The sequence below is a fragment of the Pseudoalteromonas sp. MQS005 genome, assembly GCF_001661605.1.
GTDB classification, from domain to species: domain Bacteria; phylum Pseudomonadota; class Gammaproteobacteria; order Enterobacterales; family Alteromonadaceae; genus Pseudoalteromonas; species Pseudoalteromonas tetraodonis.
In genome coordinates, this window is record NZ_LYRQ01000010.1 from 66,482 (window position 1) to 91,848 (window position 25,367).

Annotated in this window: 27 protein-coding genes; 9 read left to right on the forward strand and 18 right to left on the reverse strand. The window is 41.5% G+C overall.

What is annotated here, in order from left to right:
* Nucleotides 1–10 precede the first annotated feature (10 nt).
* Nucleotides 11–505 (reverse strand): hypothetical protein, encoded by a 495-nt coding sequence (locus A9479_RS05415; protein ID WP_013466136.1) that lies wholly within the window; start codon nucleotides 503–505, stop codon nucleotides 11–13.
* Nucleotides 495–1,235 (reverse strand): SURF1 family protein, encoded by a 741-nt coding sequence (locus tag A9479_RS05420; RefSeq protein WP_064662896.1) that lies wholly within the window; start codon nucleotides 1,233–1,235, stop codon nucleotides 495–497. Before A9479_RS05420 ends, A9479_RS05415 begins: the two co-directional genes overlap by 11 nt.
* A 14-nt stretch (nucleotides 1,236–1,249) precedes the next feature.
* On the opposite strand from A9479_RS05420, the gene A9479_RS20205 reads away from it, so the two are divergent.
* Entirely contained in the window at nucleotides 1,250–1,558 is a 309-nt protein-coding gene (locus A9479_RS20205) for a DUF2909 family protein (RefSeq protein ID WP_081485455.1), read from the forward strand.
* On the opposite strand, the gene A9479_RS05425 is transcribed toward A9479_RS20205, so the two are convergent.
* From A9479_RS05425 to lexA, 5 genes are all read right to left on the reverse strand, one after another.
* Nucleotides 1,461–2,336 (reverse strand): cytochrome c oxidase subunit 3, encoded by an 876-nt coding sequence (locus A9479_RS05425; protein ID WP_013466138.1) that lies wholly within the window; start codon nucleotides 2,334–2,336, stop codon nucleotides 1,461–1,463. The two genes, A9479_RS20205 and A9479_RS05425, sit on opposite strands and share 98 nt — an antisense overlap.
* 35 nt (nucleotides 2,337–2,371) lie before the next feature.
* Nucleotides 2,372–2,902, reverse strand: coding sequence for a cytochrome c oxidase assembly protein (locus A9479_RS05430; RefSeq protein WP_013466139.1), 531 nt, complete (start codon nucleotides 2,900–2,902; stop codon nucleotides 2,372–2,374).
* Nucleotides 2,902–4,494: a cytochrome c oxidase subunit I gene (gene ctaD, locus A9479_RS05435; protein WP_028834828.1), complete on the reverse strand. Its 1,593-nt coding sequence runs from the start codon at nucleotides 4,492–4,494 to the stop codon at nucleotides 2,902–2,904. Before ctaD ends, A9479_RS05430 begins: the two co-directional genes overlap by 1 nt.
* Nucleotides 4,494–5,636 (reverse strand): cytochrome c oxidase subunit II, encoded by a 1,143-nt coding sequence (gene coxB / locus A9479_RS05440; RefSeq protein ID WP_036980527.1) that lies wholly within the window; start codon nucleotides 5,634–5,636, stop codon nucleotides 4,494–4,496. The genes ctaD and coxB overlap by 1 nt, the downstream gene beginning before the upstream one ends.
* 493 nt (nucleotides 5,637–6,129) lie before the next feature.
* On the reverse strand, nucleotides 6,130–6,747 hold the full coding sequence (gene lexA, locus A9479_RS05445) for a transcriptional repressor LexA (protein WP_008114166.1): 618 nt from the start codon (nucleotides 6,745–6,747) through the stop codon (nucleotides 6,130–6,132).
* A gap of 198 nt (nucleotides 6,748–6,945) precedes the next feature.
* Between lexA and A9479_RS05450 the strand changes: the two genes are divergently transcribed.
* Complete coding sequence (locus tag A9479_RS05450) at nucleotides 6,946–7,389, forward strand: PaaI family thioesterase (RefSeq protein WP_013466144.1); 444 nt, start codon at nucleotides 6,946–6,948, stop codon at nucleotides 7,387–7,389.
* A 29-nt stretch (nucleotides 7,390–7,418) separates the two neighbouring features.
* Here the strand turns inward: A9479_RS05450 and A9479_RS05455 are convergent, their stop codons facing one another.
* Nucleotides 7,419–7,799, reverse strand: coding sequence for a hypothetical protein (locus A9479_RS05455; RefSeq protein WP_024602174.1), 381 nt, complete (start codon nucleotides 7,797–7,799; stop codon nucleotides 7,419–7,421).
* 252 nt (nucleotides 7,800–8,051) lie between these two features.
* Between A9479_RS05455 and A9479_RS05460 the strand changes: the two genes are divergently transcribed.
* Nucleotides 8,052–8,705: an endonuclease gene (locus A9479_RS05460; protein ID WP_064662902.1), complete on the forward strand. Its 654-nt coding sequence runs from the start codon at nucleotides 8,052–8,054 to the stop codon at nucleotides 8,703–8,705.
* Nucleotides 8,706–8,744: 39 nt separating this feature from the next.
* On the opposite strand, the gene hmpA is transcribed toward A9479_RS05460, so the two are convergent.
* Nucleotides 8,745–9,926 (reverse strand): NO-inducible flavohemoprotein, encoded by a 1,182-nt coding sequence (hmpA, locus tag A9479_RS05465; protein ID WP_064662897.1) that lies wholly within the window; start codon nucleotides 9,924–9,926, stop codon nucleotides 8,745–8,747.
* Nucleotides 9,927–10,091: 165 nt separating this feature from the next.
* On the opposite strand from hmpA, the gene norR reads away from it, so the two are divergent.
* Nucleotides 10,092–11,657, forward strand: coding sequence for a nitric oxide reductase transcriptional regulator NorR (norR, locus tag A9479_RS05470; RefSeq protein WP_064662903.1), 1,566 nt, complete (start codon nucleotides 10,092–10,094; stop codon nucleotides 11,655–11,657).
* A 5-nt stretch (nucleotides 11,658–11,662) separates the two neighbouring features.
* Here the strand turns inward: norR and A9479_RS05475 are convergent, their stop codons facing one another.
* Nucleotides 11,663–12,559 carry a LysR family transcriptional regulator gene (locus A9479_RS05475; RefSeq protein WP_013466149.1) on the reverse strand — a complete coding sequence of 299 codons (897 nt, stop codon included), beginning with the start codon at nucleotides 12,557–12,559 and terminating at the stop codon, nucleotides 11,663–11,665.
* 116 nt (nucleotides 12,560–12,675) lie between these two features.
* On the opposite strand from A9479_RS05475, the gene A9479_RS05480 reads away from it, so the two are divergent.
* Nucleotides 12,676–13,242: an NADPH-dependent FMN reductase gene (locus A9479_RS05480; RefSeq protein ID WP_013466150.1), complete on the forward strand. Its 567-nt coding sequence runs from the start codon at nucleotides 12,676–12,678 to the stop codon at nucleotides 13,240–13,242.
* A 7-nt stretch (nucleotides 13,243–13,249) separates the two neighbouring features.
* Here A9479_RS05480 and A9479_RS05485 read toward each other — a convergent pair whose 3' ends face one another.
* Nucleotides 13,250–13,693 carry a TerB family tellurite resistance protein gene (locus A9479_RS05485; protein WP_013466151.1) on the reverse strand — a complete coding sequence of 148 codons (444 nt, stop codon included), beginning with the start codon at nucleotides 13,691–13,693 and terminating at the stop codon, nucleotides 13,250–13,252.
* Nucleotides 13,694–13,788: 95 nt separating this feature from the next.
* On the opposite strand from A9479_RS05485, the gene A9479_RS05490 reads away from it, so the two are divergent.
* Nucleotides 13,789–14,169: a hypothetical protein gene (locus A9479_RS05490; protein WP_013466152.1), complete on the forward strand. Its 381-nt coding sequence runs from the start codon at nucleotides 13,789–13,791 to the stop codon at nucleotides 14,167–14,169.
* Nucleotides 14,170–14,243: 74 nt separating this feature from the next.
* Here A9479_RS05490 and A9479_RS05495 read toward each other — a convergent pair whose 3' ends face one another.
* On the reverse strand, nucleotides 14,244–14,840 hold the full coding sequence (locus A9479_RS05495) for a hypothetical protein (RefSeq protein WP_064662898.1): 597 nt from the start codon (nucleotides 14,838–14,840) through the stop codon (nucleotides 14,244–14,246).
* Nucleotides 14,841–15,225: 385 nt separating this feature from the next.
* Between A9479_RS05495 and A9479_RS05500 the strand changes: the two genes are divergently transcribed.
* Complete coding sequence (locus tag A9479_RS05500) at nucleotides 15,226–15,519, forward strand: hypothetical protein (protein WP_013466154.1); 294 nt, start codon at nucleotides 15,226–15,228, stop codon at nucleotides 15,517–15,519.
* A gap of 51 nt (nucleotides 15,520–15,570) precedes the next feature.
* On the opposite strand, the gene leuD is transcribed toward A9479_RS05500, so the two are convergent.
* From leuD to fabR, 5 genes are all read right to left on the reverse strand, one after another.
* Complete coding sequence (gene leuD, locus A9479_RS05505) at nucleotides 15,571–16,170, reverse strand: 3-isopropylmalate dehydratase small subunit (protein ID WP_064662899.1); 600 nt, start codon at nucleotides 16,168–16,170, stop codon at nucleotides 15,571–15,573.
* Nucleotides 16,170–17,570, reverse strand: a complete 1,401-nt coding sequence (gene leuC / locus A9479_RS05510) for a 3-isopropylmalate dehydratase large subunit (RefSeq protein ID WP_008465616.1) — start codon at nucleotides 17,568–17,570, stop codon at nucleotides 16,170–16,172. Before leuC ends, leuD begins: the two co-directional genes overlap by 1 nt.
* A gap of 56 nt (nucleotides 17,571–17,626) precedes the next feature.
* Nucleotides 17,627–18,703 (reverse strand): 3-isopropylmalate dehydrogenase, encoded by a 1,077-nt coding sequence (gene leuB, locus A9479_RS05515; RefSeq protein ID WP_013466156.1) that lies wholly within the window; start codon nucleotides 18,701–18,703, stop codon nucleotides 17,627–17,629.
* A complete protein-coding gene (leuA, locus tag A9479_RS05520; protein ID WP_013466157.1) occupies nucleotides 18,700–20,253 on the reverse strand; it encodes a 2-isopropylmalate synthase in 1,554 nt (517 codons plus the stop codon). The genes leuB and leuA overlap by 4 nt, the downstream gene beginning before the upstream one ends.
* Before the next feature lie 395 nt (nucleotides 20,254–20,648).
* Nucleotides 20,649–21,266 (reverse strand): HTH-type transcriptional repressor FabR, encoded by a 618-nt coding sequence (fabR, locus tag A9479_RS05525; protein WP_013466159.1) that lies wholly within the window; start codon nucleotides 21,264–21,266, stop codon nucleotides 20,649–20,651.
* Nucleotides 21,267–21,396: 130 nt separating this feature from the next.
* Between fabR and A9479_RS05530 the strand changes: the two genes are divergently transcribed.
* Together A9479_RS05530 and sthA are read left to right on the forward strand one after the other, a co-directional pair.
* Nucleotides 21,397–22,530 carry a fatty acid desaturase gene (locus tag A9479_RS05530; protein WP_024602170.1) on the forward strand — a complete coding sequence of 378 codons (1,134 nt, stop codon included), beginning with the start codon at nucleotides 21,397–21,399 and terminating at the stop codon, nucleotides 22,528–22,530.
* 13 nt (nucleotides 22,531–22,543) lie between these two features.
* On the forward strand, nucleotides 22,544–23,974 hold the full coding sequence (gene sthA, locus A9479_RS05535; protein ID WP_197487240.1) for a Si-specific NAD(P)(+) transhydrogenase: 1,431 nt from the start codon (nucleotides 22,544–22,546) through the stop codon (nucleotides 23,972–23,974).
* 73 nt (nucleotides 23,975–24,047) lie between these two features.
* Here the strand turns inward: sthA and hemE are convergent, their stop codons facing one another.
* A complete protein-coding gene (gene hemE / locus A9479_RS05540; RefSeq protein WP_013466162.1) occupies nucleotides 24,048–25,112 on the reverse strand; it encodes a uroporphyrinogen decarboxylase in 1,065 nt (354 codons plus the stop codon).
* Between the last annotated feature and the right edge of the window lie 255 nt (nucleotides 25,113–25,367).

Below are 25,367 nucleotides of genomic sequence, written 5' to 3' on the forward strand. Positions count from 1 at the left end.
CATCCTCTACTTAGCTCGAACGAGAGTAATTGAGTAATTTTTTTAGATCTTTTAATAACCCTTTTTGGATCAAACGGTTTTCTTGTGGTTGAGAACTAAATGGATACTCCAGTACAATTAGCCCCATATGATCGATTAAATACAAACTGGCAGGCTTTAACTGCTGTTGCTCATCAATAACATGCCAACGCGTTGTAACTAGCTCAGGCTGTCCCATAATAGCCATATCAACTTTGTGTTGGTTTTTGCCAAGGGCAACATATAAGTTGTCTAAAGCGGCTAATTGCTCTGTGCAAGACGCTTTGCATTGTGCTGAATAATTTAAAGCGATGGTCCATTGCTTAGGGTTATGCTGCGCCCAATTGTCTAGCTTAATTTCACGCTCTAAAAATTCACCATGGTTAGTAATTGCTGTAGGTAGCCAATCAAGTTTTAACGCGCTGTAAGCCAGCACTAAGGGAATAGCGCAGCACACAGCAAAGAGTAACAGGGGTTTATTTTTCATTATCTATCCTCTTCCTGCTTGCAAAAATAGCGACCACCACACAGGCAACCGCAATTAAAAACCACTGTACTGAGTAGGCATAATGTTTTTCTGGACTCATAACAACGGCTTCATAATGAGGGGCAGCAATTTCATCAGCTTGACCTTGGCGGTAAGCCATAAAATTCACTAAAGGGCGATTAGATTGGCTACTCAATGCTTGTAAATCAATGATTTGAATTCGTTTGGCTAAATCCGACTGAGTATTGTTATTGGCTAAGGTAAAGCCACTTAAATTATCTTCTTTAATTTGTGCCGTTAACGTAAATTTACCACTAGGTATTGTTACGTTTGGTAGGATTTCTCTTGAACGTTCTGCTTTTACCCAGCCTAAGTTCACTAACAAAAAGCGTGATTCATCAGACAGTTTTAATAATGCCAGTAAGTCGTAACCAACCTGACCATTATAGATTTGGTTATCAAGCAACCAATAATTATTAGTGTCAAAATAACCATTTAACGAAACCAATACACCGGTTTTGTTCCACTCATTTGGCAGCTGTTGTAACTCTGCCCAGCTCATTACGCCATGTTGTTGTATATTTTCAATGGCACTAAGCTGCTGTTGCTTTTGTTCTGCTCGCTGTAATTGCCAAAACCCTAGTCGCACACAAACCAATACCACAATAACAACCAAGCAAATTGTTATTATTGAGCTAAGCTTTTGTTTGTTAAATACAACTAACTGCATAAGGGTAAAATCCAGTGATTATTAAAATTATTATTGTTCTACTGTTATTATTTATATTATTTAATTTATTTCGTGCTTTATTAATTATGGTGTCAGGGAAAACCAATGGACGCCCTATGTCTCACTTTTTAGGGCGTCGGGTGTTATTTTCTGTTGTGGTATTAGTGATGGTGATTGCCGCACTAAAACTTGGTTTTATTACGGCAAATCAGTCCCCCTTAATCACTAAAGCACATACACAAATACAAACAAACACAGCCAAACAACATCAACAAAATGCCAGTACCAAGCTGCAGCTTGAAAGGCAAAGTGCTTATCTTTAGTGAAATGTCCTTTCATAATGCGCAAAAACACCACCAACAAAATAATTGTTCCTAAGGTGACGTGCATGCCGTGAAAGCCGGTTAACAAAAAGAAGGTATTGCCATAAATGCCCGCATCAAGGGTTAAGTTAAGATCGTTATAAGCATATATATACTCTTCTACCTGCAGCCCTAAAAAGCACACTCCGAGTAAAATGGTCGCTCCCAAGCATACTTTGAGTGGGGTACGTTTATTATTTTCCATCGCCACATGGGCAAAATGTAAAGTTACCGACGAGGCAAGCAAAATAAGCGTGTTGATAAGCGGCAACCCTTGCCAGCCCATTGCTTGGGTCGTGGTGCCTCCTGGGGTATTTAGCAATGGCCACATGGCTTCAAACGTAGGCCACAATACTTCATTTGTCATGGCGTTGTTATCCGCACCTCCAAGCCAAGGCACAGAGAACATGCGGGCATAAAATAATGCGCCAAAAAATGCCATGAAGAACATCACTTCTGAAAAAATAAACCAGCTCATACCTTGCCTAAAAGAACGGTCCATTTGTGCAGAATAAAGCCCTTGATCAGACTCGTGTATGACATTTTTAAACCAGCTAAACAGCATGTAAAGTAGTACAGCTATACCTACGTATAACAAGTAAACGCCATTACCACCCTCTTTGCCCATATCCATTACGGTTAAGGCTGCGCCTACCGCAATAAAAAATAACGCAACTGCCCCAACTATTGGCCATGGACTTTGCTCTGGTACATAATAATGTTCATATTTTTGATTCATTTTATTTGCTCCTAGTTTTTCACTAGTTTTATAAGCTAGTTATTACTGGCTACTAGCCGCTCGCTAATATCAAATACGGTATAAGACAGGGTTAACTCTTCTACATCACTGGGTAATTCAGTATCTACATAAAACAATAATGTAAACTCCAGCTCTTCACCTGCCTTTAACGGTTGCTGATCAAAGCAAAAACACGCTATTTTGTGTAAATACTTGGCCGCTTTTCCTGGTGCTACCGACGGTATAGCCTGCATTACTTTATCTTCATTGCTATTATTTTTAGCGCTAAACTTAACTTCACGCATGGCCCCAGGCTTTACATCTACACTGTACTCTTTAGATTTAACTTCAAAAGGCGCACCACTTTGCGCATGCGTAGTGAAACTAACGCTGACTTCTCTATTTTCAGTGACCAAGGTACTTTGCTGTGCCTGCTCTAACGAGGGCTTACCATTAAGCCCCGTTATATCGCAAAACACGTCATACAAAGGGACCATGGCAAATGCAAATGCAAACATTGCAATGCAAATCACCACCAGCTTTTTTAATAACGGCAAGTGAGTCATTATTTAATGTCCGGCGGCGTTGAGAACGTATGATAAGGCGCAGGTGAATCAACTTCCCATTCAAGCCCCTCAGCTCCATCCCAAACTTTTGCAGGCACTTTGTCGCCCCCTTTTGCACATTTATACACAACCACCACAAATAATAATTGCGATAAACCAAAGGCAAACCCACCTATACTAATAATGGCGTTAAAATCAGCAAACTGTAGCGCATAATCTGGAATACGGCGTGGCATACCGGCTAACCCAACAAAATGCATTGGGAAAAACAGCACATTTACACTTATTAACGACAACCAAAAATGCCATTTTGCTAAGGTAATATTGAACATGTTTCCGGTCCATTTTGGCAGCCAATAATAAGCCCCCGCCATAATAGAAAACACCGCGCCCGTTACGAGCACATAATGAAAGTGTGCAACCACAAAATAGGTATCATGATATTGGAAATCGGCAGGTGTAATCGCTAGCATCAACCCCGAAAAACCACCTAAAGTAAACAACACAATAAATGCGATACTAAACAGCATTGGCACTTCAAAGCTAATAGACCCGCGCCACATAGTCGCCACCCAGTTAAATACTTTTACACCGGTAGGTACCGATATCAACATAGTCGCGTACATAAAAAACAACTCACCCGCCACGGGCATACCTGTGGTAAACATATGATGCGCCCACACAATAAAACTCAACAAAGCAATCGAAGAGGTGGCATAAACCATAGAGGCATAACCAAATAGTTTTTTACGTGAAAAGGTGGGAACAATCGTAGAAATAATGCCAAAGGCAGGCAAAATCATAATATAAACTTCAGGGTGACCAAAAAACCAAAAAATATGTTGGAACATCACCGGATCGCCACCACCAGCGGCATCAAAGAAACTGGTCGCGAAGTATTTATCGGTGAGCACCATAGTAACTGCACCAGCAAGTACCGGCATAACTGCAATAAGTAAAAACGCCGTGATCAACCATGTCCACACAAATAACGGCAGCTTCATCCACGTCATACCCGGAGCACGCATATTTACTATGGTGACCACCACATTAATGGCCCCCATAATCGAACTAATACCCATAATATGCACAGCAAATACAAACATTGCTGTGTTGTCGTTACTATAAGTGGTGGAAAGCGGCGCGTAAAAGGTCCAACCAAATGCAGGGCCACCACCGGGCATAAATAATGAAGCTAATAGGATTAAAAACGCAAACGGTAAAATCCAAAAGCTCCAGTTATTCATTCTCGGTAAGGCCATATCTGGCGCACCAATCATTAGCGGGATCATCCAGTTTGCCAAGCCGGTAAAGGCTGGCATAACCGCACCAAACACCATTATTAAACCATGCACTGTGGTCATTTGATTAAAAAAGTGAGGATCAACCAGTTGTAGGCCCGGCTGAAATAACTCAGCTCGAATAACCATCGCCATTGCCCCACCAATTAAAAACATGGTGAGTGAAAAAATTAAATATAAGCTACCTATATCTTTATGGTTGGTTGTAAATAACCAGCGCTTAAAGCCTGTGGCAGGTTGATGGGCATGATGAGCCTCATTGGTATTAGGTTGTTCTGCAATGCTACTCATTATTTAGCCTCCCCATCAGCATCCAGTGCCGCTTGTATCTCGCTCGGTTGAATTACATCACCAGTGTCATTACCCCACGCGTTGCGTTTATAGGTAATAACAGCTGCTATTTGCTTGATTGATAATTGCTTTGCGAAAGACTGCATAGCCGTACCTGGTTTACCGTGGAGCAAAATATCTATATGCCCTTTGATATCACCTATGACTATTGGGCTGCCTTTAAGGGCCGGGAAAACACCCGGTAAGCCTAAGCCAGTTGGTTGATGGCACGCCGCGCAGCTCGCCATATAAACCTGCTCACCAAGCGCCATCAGCTCCTCTTTTGGTACAACTTGGTCTAATAACGCAGCGTCTGCCTCAGCTGCTTTTTGTTTGGCTTGTTTAGCCTCTGCTAACCACGTTTTGAAGTCTTCTTCTGTTTTAGCTTCTACTACAACAGGCATAAAACCATGATCTTTACCGCAAAGCTCTGCACACTGCCCACGGTAAGTACCGACCTCATTAATATTGGTCCATGTTTCGTTAATAAACCCAGGGTTTGCATCTTTTTTAACGGCAAAGTCAGGCACCCACCATGAGTGAATAACATCATCTGAAGTCATTAAAAAGCGTACTTTTTGATTAATAGGTAGTACCAGTGGTTTATCGACCTCGAGTAAATAATTCGGGTTTTTATCAGCAAGGTTGGTTATTTCATTTTGAGGGGTAGCTAGCATGGAATAAAACTCAACGTCCTCCCCCATATACTCGTAATGCCACTTCCACTGTGAGCCTGTAATTTTAATGGTGAGATCAGCTTTGCTGGCATCCTCCATGGCAATTAAGGTTTTAGTCGCAGGAATGGCCATAACAATTAATATGACAAAAGGGATCGCAGTCCACAGTATTTCTACTTTGGTGCTTTCATGGAATTGGGCAGGGACAGCCCCTTTAGATTTGCGATGATGAATGAGTGCCCAAAACATAATGGCAAACACGATCACCCCAATCACACAACATATTAAAAAAATAGTCATGTGCAGTTGGTATACATTATTACTTATATCGGTTACGCCTTTACGCATATTATATTGGCTATTAGCAAGCACATTCTGCGAAAAAACAAACAATATAAGCCACAAGGAAGAACTCAGCTTACCCATGTGACGGCTCCTTTGATGCTATTGCTGACGCAAAGCGAAGAGGCATACGGCTTAAACGCCTATTCGTTATTTTTATTTTTTATAAGGGTGCTGGATTTAGTAAATGTGTGTTCTCAAAACGACTAAGCTGTGAGTTATTTTTATTCCAGCTCTTTAATAACTAGTTAAAAAATAAACAATAAGCAAGGTGAGTATGAAAAATAAACAAGGTGTATTTTTTAAAATGCGCAGCTAAAAAAATAGCAACTAGTCAGGCAATTAATCTAAGAGTCAGGTTTAGTAAGGGGTGTATTGAAATTACAGGATAGAAATATAAAAAATTGTTAACTTAAAAAAGCAGAGTAAATTTGTTAATTTATAAAGTATTTAGTGATTTTATTTATGATAGGAGAAGCACTTAACAACATATAGTCATACATTTGATAAGTTAGACATTGTGCTGCTAACAAACCCAGCGCCTAATCACTATTAAGCGCTAAATTATGCTTTAATACTACATCCAGTCAGCGTTACGAATAACACCTACCGCTAAGCCTTCAATATTGAACGACTCATTTTCTAAATCGACTTCAATAGCTGAAAATTCATCATTTTCAGCATGTAAGAGTACTTTTCTGCCCGCTTTTTCTAAACGCTTCACGGTTACATCGTCGTCAACACGGGCAACAATAACTTGTCCATTTTCGGCAACTTGGGTTTTATGCACAGCAAGTAAATCACCATCCATAATACCAATGTCTTTCATACTCATACCGTTAACACGCAATAAAAAATCGGCCGCAGGTTTAAACATTAAAGGGTCAATTTTACAGTGGCTTTCTACATGCTGTTGCGCCAATATTGGCTCACCGGCAGCAACCCTGCCAATTAAAGGCAAGCCCAACTGCTCTGGCTCCTCTTCTTCAACAAGCTGAATGCCCCGACTCGCGCCTGGCTTCATTTTAATAACACCTTTTTTGGCCAGTGCTTTTAAGTGTTCTTCTGCAGCATTCGCACTTTTAAAACCCAGTGTTTGTGCAATTTCGGCACGTGTAGGAGGCATACCAGTGTCTTTAATAAACACTTTAATGAGTTCGAGTATTTGCGCTTGGCGTTTCGTTAATGGTCGCATACAACTGGTTTTCCATACAGTACAATTAACTGTGAGTATATACAGTTATTTAAAAATCGCAAATATAAATTAATGCCTTATATGCCGTTATCATCAAACAGTAACCTACTTTAAAAGCAGGGTGATAAATGTAATTATTAGCAACGCATTATCATATTAATAAATTTTAATTCTCAATTACTTATCCAAGGAGCTAGCATGAGTATTTGGCATCAACCGATTACATTAGAGTTTTGTAAGCAATTAGATCAAGGTATTACAGGCCAAGGGACACTCATGAAAACCATGGGAATAGAGATCAGTGAAATTGGTGATGACTACTTAGTGGCAACTATGCCGGCAATTCCAGAGCATCATAACCCTATGGGTATCGTTCATGGTGGTGCAAATGTGGTGCTTGCTGAAACAGTAGCAAGTTATGCCGCTAATTTTGTAGTTGATTTCAATCGGTTTTATTGTGTTGGCCAAGAGATCAGTGCAAGTCATTTAAAGGCATCACGCAATGGCACATTAACGGCCACAGCGAGAGCTTATCATATCGGCAAACGCAGCTCGGTTTGGGATATTAAAATAACCAATAGCCGCAATGAGCTTTGCTGCGTATCACGGATGACCGCAGCCGTAGTTGAGCGAAAAGGCTAGTAAGTCAATTAACCAAGGTTGAAGTTAAATTACTTTTCGAGAGGGTAAATAGTAATTTCTACGCCTGCACCAATTGCAGATATACGTAACAAGGTATCTGCATGTAAGGCTTGGTTAAAGCATTTTGGCGAAGTGCCAGACTCAAACCCAATATCGAAAGTTCTGCGTGAACAACTCAACCATTGCTTTAATGCATTGCGTGAACACGACTCGATTAACTCACACAAGTGATTAATCGCTTTATCTGGCGTGGTTATTTCACCTGCAACCTCAATGCGAGCAAGTTGACGGTATTCGTCTTTATCATAATGTAAAATAGTTGCGACCTTTTTTAAATCAGCAACTAATACGCTAATATCTTGCTTTGACTCAAGCTCTAGATCTACATTTAAAAATTGAATTTCCGACATTATCTCGTTTTTACCCTCTATTAATTTCATTGCAAACTTTAACGCAGTTTTACCGTTATACCAAATCAACAACGCAGGAATCACCTCATTAACGCATTTTTAGCGTTAGCCTCTGAATATTGCCCACTATTTACTCCTCAAAAACGCCCTCTACAAAATACGCAAATTAAAATTAAAGCATGCCGGTGGCAGTTTACTTTTTTATTCTAGGCCTTAAACTAGGCGCTCCTGTAGTTCACGTATGTGATGGATATGATTCGGTTTATTTTAGCTTTGTTGGCTTGCTGTGCTTGTTTTTCAGCAATGGGCGAACAATTTACGCGGTTTTCGAGTGCCAAAAAGCACTTAATTAATACCCTTCCCGAAAACGCTAAAAGTATTTATTGTGGTTGCGATATAAAAAAACAAGGCAAAAAGTTAGTACCCGATCCTACCCATTGTGGCTACGTGCCTCGCAACACACTAACCCGCTCAGGCAAAGTAAATCAACGTGCATTGCGAATTGAATGGGAACATATTGTCCCTGCATGGGAATTTGGTCACCAGTTACAATGTTGGCAAGATGGTGGGCGTAAAAACTGCCGCAAAGTTAGCGCTAAGTTTCGCATGATGGAAGCCGATATAAACAATTTAGCCCCTGCAATTGGTGAAATTAACGCCGATCGCTCAAACTACCGCTTTGGCATGTTAGCCCAAAACGCGACGCAATATGGTCGCTGTGAGGTTAAAGTTAATTTTAAACAACGTGTTGTTGAACCGCCTGTTCATGCACGTAAACGCATTGCCGATGCGTACTCTTACATGCAAAAAACGTATGGTTTAAAAATTTCAGCTAAACAACAAAAGCTATTTAATGCTTGGCAACAACAAGCTTATGCTGCTAACACAAATAGTAAAAAGCTGTAAGTTTAAATTAAAAGCGTGTAACACACGCTTTTAATTAACCTATAACGCTTGGTGTGGTCCAAATATTTCGTAGTGAATGTTTGAGCTTTGCACACCTAAATCAAGTAACTGGCCTTTTACGTAAGCCATAAATGATGCTGGTCCACACAAATAAAATGCCCCTTCGCTAATAGGTAATGATGCCTCAAGCACCGTTAAATCCATTAGCCCAGTGAAATCACACTCCTCGCCACCTTGATTAAACCAAGTAAATGTTTTTAGCTGTGGATGCATTGCCGTTTGCTGCGCTAAATACCCTTTAAATGAAAATTCGCGGCTGTTTTCACACGCGTGCAAATAACTAATCGCTTGATTTTTATCACCACTAAGTAGCGTTTGCAGCATCGCCATCATCGGGGTTTGGCCAACGCCTGCTGAAATAAGTACCACTGGAGTTGCCTCATTTTTTAAAATGAAGTCTCCCGCTGGCGGGTATAACTCTACTCGTGCGCCTTGCTCTAGTGAGTGTAAATAATTAGACACCACGCCAGGCTTTGGTTGGCACTCTTTTTTAACGCTAATACGATAGTTTTTAGCATTGCTCTTTTGCGAAATAGAATACTGGCGGATCTCTTCATATTCTGCGCCCTCAGGCTTAACTTTAATGCCAATGTACTGTCCTGGCTTGTAGGTAATAACTGCTTTACCATCCACAGGTGTCAGCGTAAAACTAGTTACGAATTCAGATTCAACATGTTTATCAGTAATTTCAAACTGGCGCGTGCCTGCCCAGCCACCATGGTTGTTTTTACTGTGCGCATACAATGCCGCTTCTTCGGTAATACAAATATCAGCAAGTACACCGTAGGCCTCGCGCCACGCATATTCAACATCGGCAGTAAACTGCTCAGGAATAAGCTCTTTTAACGTACCGATTAAATGTGCGCCCACAATAGGATAATGCTCAGGTAAAATATTTAGGCTGGTATGCTTATGATTAATTCGCGCTAGCGCCTCTTTTAACACGGCTAAATTATCAATATTTTGCGCGTACGCAGCCAACGCATTAAATAATGCAAATTGCTGACGACCCGTTTCCTGATTAGTCATATTAAAAATATGTTTAAGCTCGGGATTATGACTAAACATGCGCTTGTAAAAATGATCGGTTACGACCGTACCTGCCTCTGCAAGCAATGGCACCGTGCTTTTAACTATTTGTATGGTTTTATCGGATAACATGTTTATTTCCTATGTAATAACTAACTGCTTGCATTTAGCATTACACAGAGTGTGCCAACTAATTAAACCTATAATATTCAAAAGGTTAAATTAACTCGCTTTACAAGATGGGTCTTTATGACCTACTATAAAACCTGTAAAAATACACTAACAGGTCATTTTGACATGAACCAACAATTCAACCTGACGCAAGTTGCATTAGAACTTGCGCAAAGTACGTTACATGCTCACAGTTTTGAGCAACTTTTAGCCACGGTTGAACGTGTTATTCCCAGCGATGCCAGTGCATTATTAATTCGCCAAGGTGAGCAATTAAAACCCTTAGCCATTAAAGGGCTTATGCCCGATAGCCTAGGACGACGTTTTGATATTGCGGAGCATCCTCGCCTTAAAGCCATCTGCAGTAGTCGTTTGGCTCTGCAATTTGCACATGACTGTCCACTACCTGATCCATACGACGGGCTACTACTGGCTAAAACCGGTGATATTCCAGTGCATGCCTGCTTAGGGTTACCCCTTTATGATAAAAACGCACTACTTGGCATTCTGACCTTTGATAGCCTTAACGCCAATGCGTTTTACGGTATTACCACTGATACACTCAACACCTTACAAACCTTGTGCAGTGCGCACTTTAAAACAGCCCTAGAGCTTGCCCATTACAAACAACATGCGCAGCACTCTAGTGAATTAGTACAAGCGTTAAACCGTGAAGCGCTCAAACGTGATGGTGGTGAAATTATTGGCCAAAGCTCTGCAATACAAACGCTTAAAAATGAGATAAAACTGGTTGCGGCATCAAACTTTAGTGTCCTTATTTTAGGTGATACTGGGGTCGGCAAAGAGTTGGTGGCACGTAATATTCACTTACACTCCGCACGTAAAGATCAGCCATTAATTCATTTAAATTGTGCATCACTGCCTGAAAACCTCGCAGAAAGTGAATTTTTTGGCCATGCAAAAGGCGCTTTTACCGGCGCCCAAAATGCCCGCCAAGGTAAATTTCAGTTAGCCGATGGCGGCACCTTATTTTTAGATGAAATCGGCGAGCTGCCTCTGGCTATGCAAAGTAAATTATTACGCGTACTGCAAAGTGGCGAAGTACAAACCGTTGGCGAAGATGAACTTAAATATGTCGATGTTAGAGTGATTGCAGCAACCAATCGCGACCTAAAACACGAAGTAACACAAGGACGGTTTCGCGCCGATTTGTACCATCGATTAAGTGTTTATCCACTCACAGTCGCTCCATTGAAAGCCCGTGATGAAGATGTTATTTTATTAGCCGGTTATTTTGCAGAAAAAACAGCCCGCAAGCTCGCTATTAAACAGCTAAAACTCAGTATTGAAACGCAACTGCTGCTTAAAAAATATGACTGGCCAGGCAATGTGAGGGAGCTTGAGCATGTGATTAATCGGGCTGCATTAAAGGCTAAACAACATCAGTGGCAGCAACCAATTATTACTATTGAACCTGCGCATTGTGAGCTAAATTTAAGCGCTGTTAACACCTTAGCTCTTGAACACTCAAACCAGCTTGTAATCCCACCTTTAGCAAACAACATTTCGTTAAAGCAAGCCATAGATACCTATACTCAGCAACTTATAATACAGCAACTTAAACAACATAATTATAACTGGGCAAGCACAGCGCGTAGTTTACAGGTCGACCGCGCTAACTTAACGCGGCTAGCCAAGCGCTTAGGTGTTTCAATAAAAAAATCGTTGTAGCCTTTTTAACTTAACTTTCGCTGCCTAAAATAATTTTTTAATAGCTGACTAAACGCTTGAACTTTTGCCGTTCGATGCACTAAATGATGCGTAACCAGCCACAAATCGGTTGGCCAACTCAGTTCATTAGGCAGTACAGGGACTAAATCAGAGTATTGCGCTGCAACATCATGCTGTAATCCGCCAATACCGAGTCCTTTTACTATGGCGCGGGTCGCTTCTGAGGTTTCTGACACTCTTAGCTTAACTTGCGACGGGGGAATATTTTCATCAACCCATGCAAAGTAAGGCACTTTGGCATTATACCCTGCTACACCTGACACAAAGCTATGCAGCGATAGTTGCGCTAATGTCTGTGGCAACCCATAACGGCTAATGTAATGCTTTGATGCATAAAATCCTGACGAGAGCGCCGCTAAATGCTGAGCAATATAATCACCCTCATCCGGTCTGGGTCCAGCTCTTACTGCGATATGTGCTTGGCCATGATCTAAACGTAAGCGTTTTTGATCCATAATCACTTGTAATTGCACTTGCGGATGCAAGGTTTGAAACTGCTCACACACCTCACTTAATACATCAATAAAGCCACTAACTGTGGTGAGTAACAAGCTACCTTGCAAGGTGCTATCTGCAGCAATAATGTCATTATGTAGGCGCTCTAGTTCACCATTAATCGCTTGTGCTGTGGTAAATAACTTAGCGCCAATTTCTGTGACTTTGTAGCCGCGAGCATGGCGATGAAATAGTCGCGCATTTAAGCTTTTTTCTAAGTTATTTATTCGCCTGAGCACCGTACTATGGTGAACATCTAACACTTCGGCCGCGGCAGTTAAAGTACCTAAGCGCGCTACCTCGTAAGCAACCTTCAGGTCTTGCCAATCATTAAATTGAATTGCCATGATAACTACTCTTTAATCTGTGCATATACGCACACAAGTTTTGCGTTTATTTGGCTTTTCTGCAAGTGATTATTTGTTAAAGTCACATTATACAAACTCATTATCAGGAGCAGCTCATGACAACACCAAAAATTATTGCCCTAGCAGGTAGCTTACGTAAAGATAGCTTTCATCAAAAACTCATTAACGAAGCGGCACGCTTTGCTTTAGAAAGTGGCGCTGAAGTAGAAGTGATTAAACTCGCAGACTTAGCCATTCCTATGTTTGATGAAGATCTCGAGGCACAAGGCACACCAGCCGGTGTACAACAACTTAAAGACAAACTTCGCGCAGCCGATGGCATTTTGCTGGCCAGCCCAGAATATAATGGCTCTATTACCGCCGTGTTAAAAAATGCTATTGATTGGGCATCGCGCACCGAACAAGGCGCAGAGCCTGCATTTGCAAATAAAGTAACCGCGTTATATGCAGCCTCACCAGGTGGGTTGGGCGGTTTACGGGGCTTAAATCATGTGCGTGATATATTATCAGGCATTGGCAGCTTAGTATTAGCGAACCAACTGGCAGTACCGGCTATTCATACTTTATTAGATGACAACGGTCGAATTAGCGACCCCGCTACCGCTGAAAAAGTGGCTGGTCTTGCACAGCAGTTAGTTAGCGTAGCAAGTAAGCTTAAATAAGCAGCCACTATAACTTTGTTGCTGCAAGCTTTGCAGCAATAAAGTCTTCATGGGTAACATACAATAAATTAGCAACACGACGAATAACGTATTCTTCTTGTGGATCAAGTTCTCCATCGGAGTACGCTAAACGCCAAAGTAATTCAACTATATCAATGCGTTGCTGTGCACTACATTGATTGTTAATTTGCTTAGAAAATTGAAAATAATCAATGGCGTCATCTAAGCTTGCACTTGCTTGCTCGGTTAACTCATCTACTGCTTCATCCGTTAAATCAAAATATTTTTTTAATGTTAGACTTAGCGTATGTTGCTCATCAGCCTGTAAATCGTTATCCGCTCGCATTACCTCAATTAATAATGCGGCAACCGCTGTTTTTAAATCATGTTGTTCAATATCATAATCTTGCTGATCAATACTCGAAAAAAGCTGTTTAATTTGCTTGAACATCACATTTCCCCTTTTTGGGTGTTAGACTTATATCATAACGGGTTTAATAGATATGCTGATCACACTACCCAAAATCAAGATGGAGTTAAAGGTTTATGAGTATAAAAGCCAATCATTACATACATGGAATTATTAGCTGGTGTTTATTAACGGGGTGTTTGAGTGTGTCGGCAGAGCAAAGTGAAATGCAGCGACTTTATGATTTTGATGAAAAGGTGCATTATAAGCAAACTCAAATAGACACTAACAATTACCACTTAGAAATACAGTCTGACGACTACCCACATTTTAGAAACCAAAGTGTGTTTTTGTTGCGCCACGCAAATCGTTTATGTCACGATAATCCTTTTATGTTAAAAGTGACCGAGGGCGTACAGGAGTACCAACGCTTTCCAACTAAACCGCGTGCTTATCAGCCACCGCTCAGTGTATTTGTGCAGTGTGAAATGCCTGCAGAAAAAACCTCAAAAAAATAACACCTCGTTATTTTCAGTAAAACCACTGAGTATTAAAATAGCCTGTGGTTTTACTGTAGTTAACCTGAACTAAGTTAGTTAACGCCATATCCCCACGGCGCAGCCGGTGGTGTGATAGGTTTAGTTAAATCAAAATTAACACGGAATTCGCGACCTTGGCGAATAAGTCGATAAGTGAACTGTTCAGGGTAAATATACATTTGCCATGTATTGCCTACCGATTGCGGTATGCCTTGGCTAACAAATAACTCTTTTGAATACTGATCTGCAGGGAATGACTGCATATTAGCAAAACCCGCATCCACAGTATGACCGCCATACATAGTAGACACATCATCGCTGCCATCTTTATGGCGATGATCGTGCTTTAGGCTCAAACCACTACCTGTTTTAGTAATGATCCACGTACGTGAAGCATCATCACCGACATGAAACGGCACCTGTAACTCACGGTCATTACACTTACGCACATGCATAATTAACTTTTTATCGGCAAATGAACTCGGCCCTGTTGCATTATCAACCGTTACTTTACCCTCAAAAGCTCTACCGCAGTGAGCAGCAATACTATTGAAAAAGCTATCATGACTTGGAATTGATACTAAAGGCGCTGGACGTGCTAATGCAGCGGTTGATGCAAGCATTAGTGCTGCAGCTGTTAATAATTTCATAATGTGTCCCTAAACATGTAAAAAATCAGCTTAGCGTTTAAGCAAACACAAAGAAAATAATCACGATGAACAGCAATAAAAATTAACAGAACAATAGGGTTTTACTTTAATTAATTAGTAAAAAAATATCGCTTGAAAGAAAATAAGAAATTAAATATTGTTGTTTGATAAAGGGGAAATAACTAATACCAATTCGCTTAATTAAGCAGTCTATTTTGAGGCAGGAAAAACGGGGTGATAGCTAGGCAAAAAATTCGCTATTTAGTTGTTCTAAATGAGAATTTTTTAACACAGATAGCGACAGGTTTAGCCCCGCAAAATGATTGAGTATTATTGCGGATTGGTATAAACGTAAAGCCAGTTTTAGCGCGGAGCACATATTTAAATGGAAAAATATATCGGCTTAATAATCATCGTATTACTATTAATTATTCAAAATCGCTACACTCTGCACATATATCAACACCTTGCTGAGCAGCACCCAGAACAATGGAAAAAATTATCACAAAATTCATTAGATGGGACACCCTATGCCAATCTTGCTGAGTCATTTAAAGATGGTTTTTTTTCGACTATCAACGACCCAAAGGTAGTCCGCTACCAGAAATTTAAAACTCTCAATTTATTACTAATGGCAATGATTACATTAGCAAGCTTATTGCGTGGTTTTTTAATATAAGCGATTAAAAAAGCGCAACCTAAGTTGCGCTCCAGTTTCATATGTAAAAGGTTACTGCCACGGTCTCTCTGCGGCTAACTGCTTTTCAAACGCATCAATTTGCGGATTGAGGGTTTCGGTTACACCAATAAAATCTAAGCCACTTAATAAACGCTCTTTCACGTCTTTGCGAATATCAAAGTTGATTGGCGCAAACTTATTGCTGGTAAGCACTTGGTTTTCAAGATCCACATCAATGTGAATATCGTCGTGCTGCTCACTTAACACAAATAACTCTTCCAGCGTTTGCGCTGGCAATGCAATAGCAAGCATTTGATTGTTACCACAGTTATTAAAGAAAATATCAGCAAAGCTTTCAGCTAAAATCACTTCAAACCCATATTGCTTTAATGCCCATGGTGCGTGCTCGCGTGATGAGCCACAGCCAAAATTATCGCGGGTTAATAATATTTGCGCGCCTTGGTAACAAGGACGGTTTAAAATAAATTCAGGGTTTGGCTCGCCATTATCTAAATAACGCCAATCGTAAAACAGTGCTGCATCAAAACCATCACGGCTTGTTGAGGTTAAAAACTGCTTAGGAATAATTTGGTCGGTATCGACGTTGTTTTTATCAAGTGGGGCCATTAAGCCGCTAAAATAGATGCTCATTAAGCTTCTCCTCTAATATCAACAAAGTGACCATGTATTGCAGCTGCTGCCGCCATTGCAGGGCTCACTAAGTGTGTACGCCCGCCGCGCCCTTGGCGACCTTCAAAATTACGATTCGAGGTGGAAGCACAGCGTTTACCAGCTCCTAAACGGTCATCGTTCATAGCTAAACACATCGAACAACCCGGCTCGCGCCACTCAAACCCTGCAGCTTTAAAAATATCGGCTAAGCCTTCATCTTCAGCTTGCTGCTTAACTAAGCCTGAGCCTGGAACAATCAGCGCTTCAATACCAGCTAAAACCTGTTTACCTTCAACAATTTTTGCTGCAGCGCGTAAATCTTCAATGCGGCTGTTGGTGCATGAGCCAATAAATACCGTGTCTACTTTGGCGCTTGATAGTTTATCGCCCGCTTTTAAGCCCATGTATTTAAGCGCACTGCGAATTGCATCGGCTTTAATTAAATCGGTTTCTTTATCTGGATCTGGAATACATTCATCAACGCCAATCACTTGCTCTGGATTAGTCCCCCAAGTAACTTGCGGTTGAATACTGCCTGCATCTAACTCTACTTCTAAATCAAAATGAGCACCATCATCCGTTTTTAAAGTTTCCCAGTAGGCAACAGCGGCATCAAAATCAGCACCTTTGGGTGCAAACGGGCGCCCTTTTAAGTACTCGTAAGTGATTTTATCTGGGGCAATTAAACCTGCCTTGGCACCCATTTCAATGCTCATGTTACACAATGTCATACGGGCTTCCATTGATAGAGCTTCTATGCCTTCACCACAAAATTCAGCCACATAGCCAGTGCCACCAGCAGTGCCTAGCTTACCAATAACCGCCATAATTAAATCTTTAGCTGTTACTGTAGGGCGTAATACACCGTTAATTTGAATTTTTAACGACTTCGCCTTTTTTTGCTGTAGTGTTTGCGTAGCTAATACATGCTCAACCTCTGAGGTACCAATACCATGTGCCAAGGCACCAAACGCACCATGCGTTGAAGTATGACTATCGCCGCAGACTATAGTGGTACCTGGTAAAGTAATCCCCTGCTCTGGTCCAATAACATGCACTATGCCTTGGTTTACTGAATTTAAGTCGTACAGCAAAATACCAAATTCTTTACAGTTTGCATCCAGTGCCATTAATTGGTTTTTAGAGACTTCGCTGGCTGCATCCAGTGAACGACTTTTAGTTGAAACATTATGATCCATGGTGGCAATGGTTTTTTCTGGACAGCGCACTTTACGATTTTTTTCACGTAAGCCGGCAAATGCTTGTGGTGACGTCACTTCGTGTACTAAATGACGGTCAATATAAAGTAAATCGGTTTGCTCATTAATGCTGGCAACGGTGTGTGCTTGCCAAATTTTATTGTATAAGGTTTGGGCCACTTGCTAACTCCCTGATCTGATTGAGCCACAGCCTGACGGTGTTGTGGCTTTAATAATTAAATGCGTGAAACGATGGCCGCTGCTACATCGGTGGTGGTATAGCCGCCCTGCGGATAAATATCCGGCGTTCCCACACCAGCTTCAACCGCCTCTGCGACTGCTTTTTCAATCGTACGAGCCGCTTCGTCTTGGCCTAATGAGTAACGTAGCATTAAGGCGGCACTTAAAATTTGTGCGATTGGGTTTGCCACCCCTTTTCCGGCGATATCAGGCGCTGAACCACCCGCGGGTTCATACAAGCCAAAGCCTGATTGGTTCAAACTTGCCGACGGTAATAGACCCATTGAACCGGTGATCATCGCGCACTCGTCCGATAAAATATCACCAAATAAATTATCGCAAAGTAATACATCAAACTGGCTAGGTTGTTTAACCAGCTGCATCGCTGCGTTATCTACATAAATGTAATCTAAGCTCACTTCTGGAAAGTCTTTACTCACTTCGGTTACCACTTCGCGCCATAAAACGCTTGATGCTAAAACATTGGCTTTATCAACCGAGGTCACATGATTGCTGCGCAACTTAGCGGCCTCAAAAGCAAAACGTGCAATACGCTCTATCTCTTTACGTGAATAAGTTTGCGTATCAAATGCAGTTTCTTCTGCCCCTTCGCCACTGCGGCCTTTCTCACCAAAATAAATACCACCCGTTAGCTCGCGCACACATAAAATATCAAAGCCTTTTTCGCTAATATCAGCACGTAGTGGTGATGCAGCGCTTAATGCGGGTAATAACTGAGCAGGGCGTAAGTTACAAAACAAACCAAAGTGCTTGCGCAGTGGTAACAGTGACGCGCGCTCCGGTTGGTCATTAGGTGGTAAATGTTCCCACTTAGGACCACCCACGGAACCAAATAAAATAGCATCGGCGTTTTCACACGCTTTTAAGGTCGTATCAGGAAGTGCTTTGCCAAATTCATCAATGGCAGCACCACCAATAGCATGGTGTTCACGGTTCAGAGTAAAGCCAAACTTATCACTTACTGCATCAAGCACTTGCTCTGCAGCTGCCATAACTTCTGGGCCAATACCGTCGCCCGCTAATACGGCAACGCTGTAATGTGTTTTACTCATCCTGCTTTCCTTTGTTGTTTTAAATCAGACACTTTTTGTGCTCGATAAATTAAGTTATAAACCCGAACCATAGCGCGTACTGAGGCTTCGACCACATCGGCCGCAATACCGGCACCGTGATAAGGACGGCCATCATATTTAGCAATAATATTCACTTGTCCCAATGAACTTGCACCTTGGCCGGTGGCCTCTAAATTGTATTCAATCATTTCAACGCTCATACCGGTTAAGCGCTCAATGGCTGCAAATGAGGCTTCTACCGGGCCATTACCTGTGGCCGCTTCTTGTTTTGCTTCGCCATCAATCAACAAACCTATCGTTGAGCTGGCTACCGATTGAGAGTTCGACGTAGAGTGAACAAACTCTAATTGATATTTTTCATCTTTGTCGCTGATTTGATTAAAGTAAATCATTGCTTCTAGGTCGTAGTCATATACTGTGCCTTTTTGGTCAGCTAACGCAACGAAACTTTGGTATAAGCTATCCATGTCGTAATCAGATTTTTGATAACCTAATTCTTCTAAGCGATGCTCTATAACATGACGCCCTGAACGCGAGGTCATATTTAATTGATTACTTGGCACACCCACACTTTCAGGTGACATAATTTCATAGGTATTTTGCGCTTTTAAGACACCATCTTGGTGAATACCTGAACTGTGGGCAAACGCATTTTCGCCAACAATCGCTTTATTTGGCTGTACCGGCATATTACAAATTTTGGCTACTTGGCGAGAGGCGCGGTAAATTTCTTCGCTTTTTATATCGGTATATACGTTTAAATGGTCTTTGCGCATTTTCATGATCATCGCCACTTCTTCAAGTGAACAATTACCCGCGCGCTCCCCTATACCATTAATGGTGCATTCGATTTGGCGCGCACCGGCTTGAACGGCAGCAACAGAGTTAGCAACGGCTAAGCCTAAGTCGTTATGGCAATGCACACTTAAACGGGCTTTATCAATATTTGGCACGTTGTTCATTAAATGACGGATCATTGCTGCGTATTCATCTGGCGTTACAAAACCGACGGTATCTGGCAAGTTAATCGTTGATGCACCGGCATTAATAGCTTGCTCAACTATTTTGCATAAATCCCAATGTGGTGTACGTCCTGCGTCTTCACATGAAAATTCCACATCATCAGTGTAATTACGGGCTAATTTAATAGATTTAACCGCCATTGCAGTGGCATCATCAAGGCTCATTCGCAACTTGTGTTCAAGATGAAGCGGGCTGGTTGCAATAAAAGTATGAATACGGCTTTGCTGTGCACTGCGAAGCGCCTCGCCACAGGCTTCAATATCTTTGGCAACCGAGCGTGCTAAGCCACAAATAATAGGGCCTTTTACTTCAGTGGCAATTCGCTGCACTGAGCGAAAGTCAGCGGGGCTTGAAACCGGAAAGCCCACTTCCATAACATCCACATTTAAGCGGCTAATGGTATGCGCTAGTTGAATTTTATCATCTTCAGTCAGGCTTGCTTTAAGTGCCTGTTCGCCATCACGTAAGGTGGTATCAAAAATCCATACTTTATCTTGCTCTTGCATAACTGCCCCTCATTCCTGTGTTACCCAAATTTCGATTTATCCCTGCAGCGAGATAAAAAAAACCCCGCAATTGCGGGGTTTTGTTGTTTAGCTCAATGCAAACACACTAATCCCCGCTCACTTGCCACAGCAGTAAGAGGTTTAGTTTTAGTGTAATTAAACGATTAGTTTGCATTTGTTTTCTTGTGTGTGTGTCCAATGAGGCTTATTTTTATCATTGCAGCGCAGTAGGTGCAAGCATAAAAATGCCATAAAAATAATTACACAAGACTTTTAAGGGATTTTAAATTCAATAAATAGATAAAAAAGAGATAAAGAATTCAACCTTGGAGGGCGTGGCGTTTAAATTAACAAGCACCGTAAAGTACAGTGCTTATTTTAACTTTTTTTAATATTTACTCTTTCTTTTCTGCGCGTACGTAATTTGACGCACCACGAGTAATATAGCGTAACTGCCAAATAACTCGCTCAATTAATTCATCGCGTTGCTGACCTTCAATATCTAGCGCTTCGGCGCCAGCATTAAATACCAACGTAACCATAGCCTCTGCCTGAATATACGCATGAATCGCATCACAGGGCGTTTCACTTTCTAAATAATGAGCAAGCTCTAAAATAAAGTGTTTCACTTCACGTGCTACTGCCGCTCTAAATGCTTTTGAGGTACCTGAGCGTTCACGCAGCAATAATCTAAATTGATTACTAGAGTTATCAATAAACTCCATAAAAGTAACCACAGACGTATTTATTACACTGCCGCCACTGGCTATTCGCCTACGAGCTTGACGCATCAGCTGACGCAGCGTTAAACCCGCTTCATCAACCATGGTTAAACCTAGCTCGTTCATATCTTTAAAGTGACGGTAAAAAGAGGTGGGCGCAATACCCGCTTCGCGCGCTACTTCACGCAAGCTCAAATTTGAAAAGCTATGATCAGCACTAAGCTGATTAAAAGCAGCTTCAATTAATGCTTGTCGTGTTTTTTGTTTCTGTTGTGCTCTAACGCCCGACATCAACAGCTCCCTGAATGAATTTGTAATAAATTTTTAATTAAAAAAATAGCTAATAGTACAGTCTAATACTTGACGGCAGCAGATTGAAATATTATTTTAGCGTACAGTTGTACGCTGAGAAATGAGAAAGATGAAAAAACCACCACTTATATGGACCAACGTCCTTTTCTTTAGCCTGACGTTTTTGGCTGCTGTTACACTTGTACCTTGGTATGGGTTTAACTATGGCTTTACAGGCACACAATGGGCTGCTTTTGTAGCTTGCATGTTTTTTGCAGGATTATCGATCACTGCGGGTTACCATCGTTTATGGGCGCACAAAACCTACAACGCACACCCGGTCGTTGAATTTATTTTTGCCTTAGGCGGCGCGTTTGCTTTGCAAAACAGTGCGCTGCATTGGAGCAGCGATCATCGTATTCACCACGGACAAGTTGATGACCCTGTAAAAGACCCTTATGCCGCTACCAACGGCTTTTGGTATAGTCACATAGGCTGGATGCTGCGCGACTACCAAGGCGATAGCTACGGTGATTACAGCAATTGCCGCGACCTACAACGCAATAAAATAGTGATGTGGCAACATAAACATTATTTAAAGCTGGTAGTTGCCATGAATGTTGGTTTACCACTGGTATTAGGTTTAATGTTAGGTGATGTGTGGGGCATGTTATTACTAGCGGGACTACTTCGTTTAGTACTGAGCCAGCATTTTACCTTTTTTATTAACTCTGTTGCGCACATTTGGGGTTCTCGCCCTTACACAGAAAAAAATACCGCACGCGATAACGGCTTTTTAGCCTTATTTACTTATGGCGAGGGTTATCATAACTTTCATCATATTTTTGCGAGCGATTACCGCAATGGCATTAAATGGTTTCATTACGACCCAACTAAATGGATGATCCGCTCGTTAGCTGCACTTGGTTTAGCGAGTAAATTAAAGCGCACACCGGTTGAGCGCATAGAAAAAGCTAAAGCAGAAACCTTGATGAGCAAAACACAAGGTCGCCTCGCAAAATTGCCTTTAGCGCAAGATAAGCTTACATTATTACAACAAGAGTACGATTTGTTGCTTAAAAAACTGCAAAATTATTGCTCATTACAAAAACAAGTGTTGGAAGCTAAAAAAAATAATATGGCAAAGCAGTGTGAAAAGTCGGCATTAATGGCACAATATCACGAGCTTGAAGCCGCCTGGGAAACACAAAAACAGGCATGGCTAGCACTTAATGCGAGGTTATTAAAAGCCTCTTTTAGTTAAAATAGGAGTGGCTGTGGCCAAACAACCAGAAAAGCAAAAAGTACCCGTGACATACCAATATGATGCAATCATTATTGGCACGGGTCCTGGCGGTGAAGGGACCGCTATGAACCTCTCTAAAAGTAACAAAAAAGTAGCGGTTATTGAACGCCAAGCTGCCGTAGGTGGTGGCTGTGTACATTGGGGAACAATTCCTTCAAAAGCACTTCGCCATTCGGTTAGCCGCTATATTGAATACAAAGCAAATCCTTTATTCAACGTAGGCGAACGCCCTACTCGGTTAACTTTTCCTGATATCTTACGCCATGCCAGCTCGGTTATTTCAAAGCAATCGAATCTGCGTAGTAGCTTTTATGATCGTAACCGTATTCATATGTTTCAGGGCGATGCCAGCTTTGTTGATAAACATACTATTGAAATTAGACGTAATGACGGTTCTACTGAGCGCCTTACTGCACAAACTATTGTCATTGCCACAGGCTCACGACCTTATCGTCCACCAGGTGTGGATTTTACGCACTCACGTATTTACGAAAGTGACACTATTTTAGGCCTTGAGCACGATCCACATCGCGTACTTATTTATGGTGCCGGTGTTATTGGTTGTGAATACGCGTCTATTTTTAAAGGCTTGGGTGCCAAGGTAGATTTAGTTAATACTCGCGATCGTTTACTGGCATTTATGGATACTGAAATATCAGATGCATTGAGCTACCACTTTTGGAATAGCGGCATTGTAATTCGTCATAACGAAGAGTTTGACCGAATTGAAACCCGTGACGACTGCGTGATTATGCATTTAAAATCGGGCAAACGCGTTAAAGCTGACTGTATTTTATTTGCCAACGGCCGAACCGGTAACACTGACACCCTTAATTTAGAAGCCATTGGCTTAAAAGCAGATAGCCGCGGGCAAGTAAAAGTAAACGAAACTTATCAAACAGAAGTAGATAACGTATACGCTGTGGGCGATGTGATTGGTTACCCAAGTCTTGCCAGTGCTGCATTTGACCAAGGCCGTATTGCAGCGGATGCCATCGCGTGTGGTAATTGCGAAGAAAAACTGATTATTGATATTCCAGCAGGTATTTATACCATTCCTGAAATGAGTTCAGTGGGTAAAACAGAGCAGCAATTAACTGCAGCTAAAATTCCTTATGAAGTCGGCCGTGCTCAATTTAAACATTTAGCGCGTGCACAAATTGCAGGCACCGATGTGGGTAGTTTAAAAATATTATTCCACACTGAAACCAAAGAAGTACTCGGTGTGCATTGCTTTGGTGAGCGAGCCTCTGAAATTGTGCACATTGGCCAAGCTATTATGGAACAAAAAAATGGTGGCAACACCATCGACTACTTTGTAAATACCACGTTTAACTACCCAACTATGGCAGAAGCCTACCGAGTTGCGGCGTTAAATGGCTTAAATCGCTTGTTTAAGTAATATTTAGCGCTAGGTAACAAAAAGCCCGCTTGAATCAAGCGGGCTTTTTTAATAACTCATCGTTATTTAGAAACTATTTATGATATTGCGCACTTAATTCATGCACGGCGTTAATAAATACACCGGCATTTTCTGGGTCAACATCTGGTGTAATACCGTGGCCTAAATTAAATACATGGCCATTGCCAGTACCAAAGTCTTCTAAAATAGTGCCAACCTCTTGGCGAATGCGATCAGGCGTACCATGAAGCATTGATGGGTCCATATTACCTTGCAGTGCTACTTTATCGCCAACACGACGTTTAGCATCACCAATGTTAATAGTCCAATCTAGACCTACTGCGTCACAGCCCGTTGCGGCAATCGCTTCAATCCACTGACCACCGTTTTTGGTAAATAAAGTAACCGGTACTTTACGGCCATCGTATTCACGAATTAAGCCATCAACAATTTTATGCATGTATTGCAATGAAAACTCATTGTAATCACGCGGGCTTAGTACACCACCCCATGAGTCAAATACCATTAGCGATTGCGCACCCGCTTTAACTTGCGCGTTTAAGTAATCAATCACCGAATCAGCTAGTTTATCGAGTAATAAATGCAGTGTTTGCGGCTCAGCAAACGCCATTTTTTTGATTTTACCAAATACTTTACTGCTACCACCTTCAACCATGTAAGTTGCAAGTGTCCAAGGCGAACCAGAAAAACCAATTAATGGCACTTCGCCTTTAAGTTCACGACGAATAGTGCTCACTGCGTTCATTACATAGCCAAGCTCATCGGTAGGATCAAGTTTAGGAATTTTTTTAACATCAGCTAGTGACGAAATTGGGCGTTCAAACTTAGGGCCTTCGCCTGTTTCGAAGTACAAGCCTAATCCCATTGCATCGGGAATAGTTAAAATATCACTAAACAAAATAGCTGCATCTAATGGGTAACGGCGCAAAGGCTGTAATGTTACTTCACAGGCTAACTCAGCATTTCTACACAGGCTCATAAAATCGCCCGCTTGTGCACGTGTAGCACGGTATTCAGGTAAATAACGTCCTGCTTGACGCATCATCCATACCGGCGTGACATCAACAGGTTGCTTGGCAAGGGCACGTAAATAACGGTCGTTTTTTAATTCGCTCATAGCGTATAGAGTCCTAGGGCTTTTAGAAATTGTGCAAGATTGTACCACCATATTCACGCCCCCTCTATCGCTAAGCGATTAAATCGCTACAGAGTAGCGCTAGATCAAGTAATTTTTAATTTTCATGTTACTTTGCACATAAAACAACCAAACAAACGTTAATAATAAAAACTTTTCATTAAACTATTTGCAACATCTAAAAAAGCTTGATATTGTATCTCCCGCGTTAACAAAACAATAACAAAAATTGTTAAT